The following is an 8825-nucleotide window of genomic DNA, read 5'->3' on the forward strand; positions in this document are numbered from 1 at the left end:
CGAACAAGAAGAACACTCAGGGACGAGGGAAATACCTGACCAGCTTGCAGTCGGGCGCTCCGGACCATAAATGCCGCGTTGCCAATCCGGGCAACCCATGGAGACTCCATGCAAAGAACCCATCATGCTTTCTTCATGACGATGAAATGCGTCCTCGCCCCTGCCGTGTTCATGCTGCTTTCATCTCCCGTGAGCGCTCACGCACAGGGAATTCATTTCATCCAACACGCCGCGTACTGCAGCACGGCCGTCGGACATCTGCAGGGCCAGCTTTCATTCTTCAATCCCTCATCCACTGCCATCACGCTCGAGGTCACCGGAAACCTGCATTACAGTCTTTCTGGTGGAACGCCACTGCAGGAATCCCGAACCACGACCTTCACCATTGGTCCGTGGCAGACCAGCTATTATCAGCTCGCCAACACACAACCCGCTTACGGCTGTCATGGCGTCATGCGTTTCTTTGGCACCATCCGCATGACAGGCCAAAACACATCATCTACCGTGCTGGCAGGCAACGTGCTGACGTCAATGCCCAACAGCAACAGCATCATTCAGTATGTCAACGTACCTTTTGCCATCCCGAACCCGACTCCCAAATACTGAGGGCAGATGCACGGGGGGAACAAAGGACCGGAAGTGTCGCCCCATTCTTGCTAAACAGGGAACCCTCCATCATCGAGAGCGTGGAAAGGGAATGCCCTTCGCATGAACGCCGAGCAGTTCTGGAAGCTCATCGAGTCATCCCGGAGCGGGTTCGACCCAGACCGGATTGACGGGAACATGGAGCGGCAACGAGAGGAACTCAGGCGCCTGCTGCTGCGGTTGCCACCCGAGGAGATCCTGGGCTTCCGCAACCATCTCCTGGAACGGATGGCCACGGCATGTCACTGGGACCTGTGGGGGGCCGCCTACCTCATCGCGGGCGGCTGCTCGGATGATGGCTTCACGGACTTCCGGAGCTGGTTGAGCTCCATGGGGCGCGGCGTCTTCGAGGCCGCGATGTCGGACGCGGAATCACTCGTCGAGGCCGCCGATGCGCCTGGAGTCGAGGACGTCTTCTTCGAGGAGTTCCAGTATGTGCCAGCTGAAGCCTACGAGGAGCTGACAGGGCAGGAGCCTCCCGAGTACGCAGGACCGTCCCCCCTGGAGCCCGCTGGAGAGCGGTGGAACGAGGACGAGGGGAACCTCCAGCGGAGGTTCCCCAGGCTCTGGGCCAGATACCAGCAGGGATGAAGCGGCGCCCCCGCCCTACTTCGCCAGCGTGCGGTACTTCTCGTACAGCGCCTGCTGGCGGCTGGTGAGCGGCACCTGCTTGCCTCCCAGCCACATGCCCACCGGGCGGCTGCTCACCTCCAGCGGCTCCCCGTTCCACAGCACCAGGTCCGCCACCTGCCCCGGCGCCACCTGACCGCCCTCGAGCCCGAAGGCCTCCGTCACATTCGACGTCATGGCCCGCAACGCCTCCTCGTACGGCAGGCCCCACGCCACCGCGTTGCCCGCTTCCTGCGTCAGCGTACGCACCATGTGCGGCTCGCCCAGCGTGGAGATGAGCACCTTCACCCCCGCCGCGCTCAACAGCGCCGCCGAGTCCATCCGGCTGTTCAACCCGTCGAAGCTCGACGGCAGGTTCTGCGTCGGCTGCACGATGACGGGCACCTTCGCCGCCGCCAGCTCCGGCGCCACCATCCACGCCTCGCGGCCCCCGGCGATCAGCAGCTTCAGCCCGAACTCGCGCCCGAGCGCCAGCGCCGCCCGGATGTCCGTCACCTTGTTGGCCGTCACCACCACCGGCAGCGCTCCCGTCAGCACCGGCTGCAGCGCCTCCAGATCCAACCGGCTCGCCGCCAGCTCGCGCATGCGGTTCTGCTCGAACTCCACCTTGCGCTTGTTGTACTCGCGCGCGTCCGACAGCAGCTCCCTCAAGCGCTCCAGCACCAGCGCCCTCGGACCCGACACCGCGTTACGGCCCGTGACGCCCAGTTGGATGTGCATCGCCAGCGGCGCCCGGCGCACCGTGCCGTCCGTCCCCACCCACGCGCTCTGCCCCGACACCAGCCCGCCCACCGGCACCACCCCCGCCGTCGTCACGCCTCCCAGCCTCGCCACCGGGAACGTCTCCGCCGCGGGGTTGAGGCTGTCCACCACTCGCAGCGAGGCGCGGATGGGATCCTTCGCCGCCTCGCCTCGCGGCGTGTCATCCACCGTGGTGTCCTCCATCCCCACCTCCACCACCCCCAGGCTGGTGAGCGGATCCACCAGGCCCGGCGTCAACACCCGTCCCTTGCCGTCCACCTGGCGGCACCCCACGGGCACCGCTCCCAACGCCCCCGCCTGCACCCGCGTCACCTTCCCGTTCTCCACCAGCACCGAGGTGTGGGCCCGCCACGTGCCCCCCGAGAGCACGGCCACGTCCTGGAACGCGGTGCACGCCCCCTCCTTCACCTCCAGCGGCCGCGCACACCCCTCCTCCTTCGAGGGCTCGCAGCGCGCCTCCAGCCCCGCGTCCTTCAGCGCCGGAGCCGCCGCGGGCCGCGCCACCAGCTTCGCCGAGGCCCCGGCACGCTCGCCCAGCTCGAAGTCGCTCGCCTCCGCCACGCCACTGTCCGCGTCGAACGTCACGACACCGTCCGCCCAGACGCGCTGCGCGCGGGCATAGACGGACAGCGGGTGGTTCTTCCACAGCACCACGTCCGCCATCTTCCCCGGCTCCAGCGAGCCCGTCCGGTCCTCCACCCCCATCACCCACGCGGCGTGCAGCGTCACCCAGCGCAGCGCCTCCTCCTCCGTCAGCGGAATGCCCGACTCACGCGCCCGCCACAGCGCCTTGCCCGCCTCCTGGTTGAGCCGCTGAATCCCCAGCGCCGAGTCCGAGTGGATGACGGTGCGCCCGCCCGCCTGCGACACCAGGCCCGCGTTCTCCGGAATCCCGTCCCAGGCCTCCATCTTGAAACCCCACCAGTCCGCCCACGTCGCCACCGCCACGCCCTTCTCCGCCAGCCTGTCCCTCAGCTTGTAGGCCTCCAGCGCGTGGTGGAAGGCACGGATGGGGTAGCCGAACTCCTCGGCCACCTGCAGCATCACCGCCATCTCGTCCGCCCGGTAGCAATGGTTCTGCACGAGGATGTTGCCCCGCATCACCTCCACCAGCGTCTCCAGCTGCAAGTCCCTCAGCGGAGCGGGCCCGGCCTCCTCGGCCTTCTTCGCGCGCTTCTTCTCCCAGGCCTCCCAGCGCTCCTGGTACTCGCGCGCCCGGGCGAAGGCCTGCCGGTAGCCCGCCACGTTGCCCATGCGCGTGGCCGGCGCGCGGCGCTGGGCGGCCCCATAGGCCCGGCGCGGATTCTCCCCGCACGCCATCTTCAGCCCGTCCTTCGCCCCCGGAAAGCGCATCTCCGCCGCCGAGCGGCCAAAGTGCAGCTTCACCGGGAAGGCCCGTCCGCCAATCAGGTTGGCGCTGCCCGGCAGCACCAGCAGCGAGGTGATGCCGCCCGCCGCCGCCCGGCGCAGGGCCGGGTCCTGCGGCCAGAAGGAGTGCTCGGCGGACACCTCGGCCGTCACCGGGGCCGTGGCCTCGTTGCCATCACTGGTGGAGGTGGTCTCCGGCGAGGCGTACACGCCCAGGTGGCTGTGCGCGTCGATGATGCCGGGCGTCACATACAGCCCTGTTCCATCCACCTCCTCGGCGCCCGGCGGGGTGGCCACCTCCGCGTTGCGCCCCACCGCCACCAGCTTCCCCTCCGCGAAGGCCACCGCCCCGTCCTCGATGGCCGGCCCCGAGGCGGGCATCACCGTCGCATGACGCACCACGACCGCGCGTGTCTGGTTCCACGTCCGTGCTGGGACGCTCGGTGAGGAAGCAACCTTTGCAGGGGGGTTGGTGGGAGCAGGTGTGCTCGGGCCAACGGTTGCGCAGGCGGTCAACAACAGCAGAGGTAGGGGGCGGTAGCGCATGGTCGCCCTCGTATCACGCTAGAATCCCGGGCGCCCATGTCCTCCGCGCCCACCGCTCCCCTCTCCACGCCCCCCATTGCCGGCAAGCGGGCTCGCGGAAATCGGCTCGCGGCATGGCCCCTTCCCCCGCTGCCGCCGGGCCCCGAGCGCGCTGGCACGCTCTACCCATTCGGTAGTGATGCGCCGCGCGGGGCACGGGACGGGCCCACGACTTCATCCTGGAGCACCCCACCATCAGCCACCACCCCCCGCCGGAAAACCTCCACGCGTTGCCGCGCGAGTACCGCCTCGCACGGCCCGAGGAGGGCTGAACCCCTCCCCCCTCTCCCCCACCGCCACACTCCGAGCCCATGACCGCAGCCGCCATTCCCATCCACTTCCCCAATCAGTTCCAGGGCCTCTTCCAGCGCGTCGAGTCCACCTATCGCCCCCTCCTGGTGGATGCGCTGAAGAAGGTCCACGCGGCCCCCATCCCCTCGGAGCTGCGGCCCTTCTTCGATCACGTCACCGTGGAGAGCACCCAGCCGGCCTTCATGCTCGTCCCCCTGATGTTCCTCGCCGCCGCCGAGGCCTCCGGGGGCATCACCCAGCGCCACATCGACGCCCTGCCGACGATGCTGCTGAGCATGGAGGTGACGGCCATCGTCGACGACACCGTGGACAGGACGCCCATGCGCTCCGGGAGGATGAGCTTCCCCCGGCGTTTCGGCGACGTGAGCGCCACGCCCTTCACCGGCGCCCTGCTCATGCTGATCGCCGAGCAGAACGGCCGCTGCCCTCCCGAGTTCCTCAACGCCACCATCCGCTACGTGTTGGACCTCTTCTCCATGTTCCTCTGGGAGCGGCAGAACACCTACCCGGAGCGGGCCCTCTTCGAGCGCTGGCTGGAGCACCGCTACGCGGAGACGCGCGTGGCCACGCAATTCGCCATCGACAGCTCCTTCGCCCTCAACGGCCGTCCCCCCCTGCCGCTCGCCGCCGTGGAGCGCTTCAGCTACATCTTCCAGGACGTGGACGACATCGTCGGCCTGCTCGAGCGCCGCGACGAGCAGGGGGAGAACGATGATCTCCAGATGGGCATCATCACCCGGCCCCTGATGCTGACGCTCGCCCGCCAGCCCGAGTTCGCCCGGAGCGTCGACCAGCTCTGGGACAACTACCGCCCGCTGCTGCATTCCTCGCTGGTCGAGTTGCAGCAACGGCATGCGGAGGTGTCGGACCGGACGCGGGGGCTGCATGATCGGATCCGCGAGACGCTGCTGGAGATCGGCGTCCCGGAGGCGGTCCGTCACATGGTGGGAGACCTGAAGCAGTGCGTGGAGGAGAGCCCCGCCGAGCTCCGCCCCTTCGTGCATGACCTGGCGCTCTCGGTCATGGATCGCCTGCGCCGCTGCGAGCGCGAGGACCTGAACCTCCTGCTGGAGGAGTGCTTCCGCGACACGCCCCCGGAGGTGGAGACCACGTCCTGGAGGACGCGGACCACGCGCAAGGAGCCCCGGACCCTCTGTGTCTACTGCTCCTCGAGCGGCGTGGTGGAGCCGTCCTGGTTCGAGCTGGCCGCCAGGCTGGGAGCGGAGATTGGCAAGCGTGGGGACCGGCTCGTCTTCGGTGGCAGCAACACGGGGTTGATGGGCGCGGTGGCCCACGCCACGCGCGAGCACGGAGGCCAGGTCATCAGCGTCATCCCCGAGGTGATGCAAGGCACGCCCTATGTCTTCGAGCCCTCGACCGAGGTGGTGGTCACCCGGGACCTGCGCGCCCGCAAGGCGGCCATGGAGACGCGAGCCGATGCCTTCGTGGTGCTGCCCGGCGGGTTCGGTACGCTGGACGAGACGCTGGAGATCATCGCGTCCAAGCAGATGCACATGCACCGCAAGCCCATCGTCTTCGTGAACACGAAGGGCTTCTGGGAGCCGCTGACCGCCCTCTTCGAGCACCTCTTCCGCGAGCGTTTCGCCAGCGCGCAGCACCACCGCCACCTGTACCATATGGCCGCGGATCCAGAGGGTGTCTTCGCCTACCTGGACTCGTACGTGCCCCCGCCCTTTCCCGCCAAATGGTTCTGAGCGCCAACGCCGCCCGAGGAGCAGCCGCAGTGAAGAAGAAGATCACGTTCGTGAGCACCAACCGCGGCAAGGCGAAGGTGCTGGAGAAGTGCCTCGCGGCGGTGGGCTACGAGCTCGAGCGCCTGGAGCTGCCCATCATCGAGCCCCAGGGCAGCACGCTGGAGGCGGTGGCCCTGGACAAGGCGCGGCAGGCGTTCGCGTACTTCGAGGAGCCGCTGGTGGTGGAGGACAGCGGCCTGTGCGTGGACTCGCTGGCCGGCTTCCCGGGCCCGGTGACGAAGTACATGCTGGAGACGATTGGCGTGGCGGGCCTGCTGAGGCTCGCCCATGGGCAGGAGCCGCGGACGTGCCGCTTCGTGGGCGCGCTGGTCTACGTGGACGAGGACGGCGCGCCCCACACCTTCGTGGACAGGCAGGCCGCGGGGAGACTCGCCCTGGAGGCGGATGTCACCCGCGCCGCGGACGCCTGGTCCGCGATGTGGAACGTCTTCATTCCGGACGGCAGCACGAGCGCGCTCTCCGCGCTGCCACCGGCCGAGCGCGACGCGGTGTTCGCCCGGTGGCAGCCCCAGTCGGTGTACGCGCAGTTCGCGCGGTGGCTGGTACAGCGGGACGAAGGCGCTATCGGGAAGCTCGGCGGCGGCGTGCCCTGAGGGAGACGAGCGCCCCCAGCAACAGCCAGGGCGCATCCGCCGCGAAGCCGGAGGTGCAGCCGCACCCGGAGTCCTCCGGTCCGCCGCCTGGAGCGGCGCCCACCCGCACGGTGAAGGTACAGCTCGCCGTGTTGCCCGCCGCATCGGACGCCGTGACGCGCACCGGGTGCTCACCCGGAGGGAAGGTGGCGCCAGACGGCGTGCCGTAGCCGAGCGTGACCTCCGAGGCACCGTCCGTCGCCTGGGCGGGCGAGTAGTGGACCACCGCGCCACCCGGGCCCGTGGCGACGGCCTCCACGTCCGCCGGGCAGGTGAGCACGGGCGGCGTACAGTCCCCGAAGAAGGCCGGGGACAGCGCGTACGGCTCCCGCCCCCGGCCCTCGGCGTTCGCCGAGTAGTAGAGGGTGCCGCCCGTGTACGTCAGCGCCAGCGGCTCACCGCCCGCCACCGCGGCATCCACCGCCCGCGTTCCCGCTTCCGTCCCGTCGCTCACCCAGAGCGTGGCACCGGTGCCATCGTCCGCCGTGAAGAAGAGCCTCGAGTCCGCCGCCGTCAGCTCCCCGGGTGACGCGCCCAGCCTCCCCGCGCGGAGGTCCTCGACGAGCACCGTGCCCGCCTCCGTCCCATCGCTCTTCCACAGCTCGACTCCCCCGTGGCCATCGTCCGCGGCGAAATAGAGCGTGTCCCCCAAGGCCACGAGGGAGTGGGGATTGGAGCCGATGGCGCCCGCGTGGATGTCCTTGACGAGCCTCGTGCCACCGGACGTCCCGTCGCTCACCCAGAGCTCGGGGCCATGCACCTCGTCGTCCAGGCGGAAGAAGAGCCGGCCCCCACCGCCGTCAGCTCCTCGGGCGCCGGGTGCAACGGCTCGCCGAAGAGCTCCGCGACACGCACCGTGCCCACCTCCGTCCCGTCGCTCCGCCACAGGTCGTCATCGGTGGTGCCGTCATTGGCCGTGAAGAAGAGCGTGTCCCCCACCACCGTCAGCCGGCCGGGCCAGGCGCTGGCTTCCGCCGCGGCGATGTCCTTGACGAGCACCGTGCCCGCCTCCGTCCCATCGCTCTTCCACAGCTCGAAGCCATGGGTGCCATCATCGGCGGTGAAGTAGAGGGTGTTGCCCACGGCCCGCATGGACCGGGCGGTGATGGAGGTGCCCGTGCCGGGGTGGATGTCCTTGACGAGCCGCGTGCCGTCGAACGTCCCATCCGTCACCCAGAGCTCGCGGCCCGTCAGATGATCGCCGGTGGCGAGCCAGGCCTTCCCGCCCATCACGACGAGATCCGTGGGGTTGCCCCCTTCCCGCCCGGCGTTGAGCTCCCGGACCATCCCCGTGCCCGCTGGCGTCCCATCGCTCCGCCACAGCTCGAAGCCGCGGGTGCCGTCGTTCGCGATGAAGAGCAGCACGCCGTTCAGCTCGGTCAGCAATCCGGGATTGGCGCCCTCCGGTCCGGGCTGGATGTCCTTGAGCAGCACCGTGCCGGCTTCCGTCCCGTCGCTCTTCCACAGCTCGGTGCCATGCGCCCCATCGTCCGCGACGAAGTAGACCGTCCCGCCGATGCGCAGGAAGGAGCCAGGCGATGCGCCGCCCGCGCCCGGAGACACATCCCCGAGCACCGCGGGAGGACGGCACCCCGGGTGCGGCGTGCCCTCCGCCCGCGCCGGCAAGGCACTCCCCACCGCCAACGCGAGCACCAGGCGCCACACCGCCCTCATGGACCGATGAGCCATCCGCTCCCTCCCTTCACGGGGGCGCCACCTCCGGGCGCGCTCCCAAAAGACTCAGGGGGCACGGGGCCCGGGAACCTCCCGGAAGCCTCGCGCCCCCCGCCTGAAAACCCGCTACGCCCGGGCTCGAATCCCTACAGCTCGTCCAGGTCGTAGTACTCCGCCGACGCCTGGTCGTGGTTGCTCACTCCACCCACCGCGAGCACCGTACCGTTGTCGAGCAGGGTGGCGGTGTGCTTGTAGCGGTCCACGTTCATGGCGGCCGTCTTCGTCCACGTGCCCGTGGCGGGGTCGTAGAGGTCCGAGGCTGTCTGGATACCCGTGAGCGGGTGGTAGCCACCGGCCACCAGCACGCGGCCATCCGGCAGCAGGTTGGCGGTGTGGAACCGGCGCGGCGAGAGCATGCTGCCCGTGGCCGCCCAGGTGTTGG

7 protein-coding genes and 1 pseudogene are annotated in these 8825 nt (G+C 69.5%); 4 read left to right on the forward strand and 4 right to left on the reverse strand.

Features of this window, described 5'->3' with window-relative positions:
* The first annotated feature begins 108 nt into the window (after positions 1-108).
* Both Q664_RS58735 and Q664_RS50790 read left to right on the forward strand, forming a co-directional pair.
* Positions 109-606 (forward strand): hypothetical protein, encoded by a 498-nt coding sequence (locus tag Q664_RS58735; protein WP_152622848.1) that lies wholly within the window; start codon positions 109-111, stop codon positions 604-606.
* Between the two features lie 102 nt (positions 607-708).
* The gene (locus tag Q664_RS50790) at positions 709-1236 is read left to right on the forward strand and encodes a DUF4240 domain-containing protein (protein WP_043414668.1); all 528 of its coding nucleotides are present in this window, start codon (positions 709-711) and stop codon (positions 1234-1236) included.
* Between the two features lie 15 nt (positions 1237-1251).
* Here Q664_RS50790 and Q664_RS62560 read toward each other — a convergent pair whose 3' ends face one another.
* Positions 1252-3807, reverse strand: coding sequence for an amidohydrolase family protein (locus tag Q664_RS62560; RefSeq protein WP_268811473.1), 2556 nt, complete (start codon positions 3805-3807; stop codon positions 1252-1254).
* Between the two features lie 494 nt (positions 3808-4301).
* Between Q664_RS62560 and Q664_RS57160 the strand changes: the two genes are divergently transcribed.
* Together Q664_RS57160 and Q664_RS53940 are read left to right on the forward strand one after the other, a co-directional pair.
* On the forward strand, positions 4302-6017 hold the full coding sequence (locus Q664_RS57160; protein ID WP_052519734.1) for a TIGR00730 family Rossman fold protein: 1716 nt from the start codon (positions 4302-4304) through the stop codon (positions 6015-6017).
* A 29-nt stretch (positions 6018-6046) separates the two neighbouring features.
* Positions 6047-6670: a non-canonical purine NTP pyrophosphatase gene (locus Q664_RS53940; protein ID WP_052519735.1), complete on the forward strand. Its 624-nt coding sequence runs from the start codon at positions 6047-6049 to the stop codon at positions 6668-6670.
* On the opposite strand, the gene Q664_RS53945 is transcribed toward Q664_RS53940, so the two are convergent.
* The 3 genes and pseudogenes from Q664_RS53945 to Q664_RS50815 form a co-directional block, all read right to left on the reverse strand.
* Entirely contained in the window at positions 6639-7448 is an 810-nt protein-coding gene (locus Q664_RS53945) for an ELWxxDGT repeat protein (RefSeq protein WP_235217196.1), read from the reverse strand. The genes Q664_RS53940 and Q664_RS53945 overlap by 32 nt on opposite strands.
* Complete coding sequence (locus Q664_RS50810) at positions 7445-8398, reverse strand: ELWxxDGT repeat protein (protein WP_084611025.1); 954 nt, start codon at positions 8396-8398, stop codon at positions 7445-7447. The genes Q664_RS53945 and Q664_RS50810 overlap by 4 nt, the downstream gene beginning before the upstream one ends.
* Positions 8399-8529: 131 nt before the next feature.
* Positions 8530-8825 (reverse strand): annotated as a pseudogene (locus Q664_RS50815) (kelch-like protein); the annotation flags it as partial.

This window comes from Archangium violaceum Cb vi76 (assembly GCF_000733295.1).
In the GTDB taxonomy this organism is placed as follows: domain Bacteria; phylum Myxococcota; class Myxococcia; order Myxococcales; family Myxococcaceae; genus Archangium; species Archangium violaceum.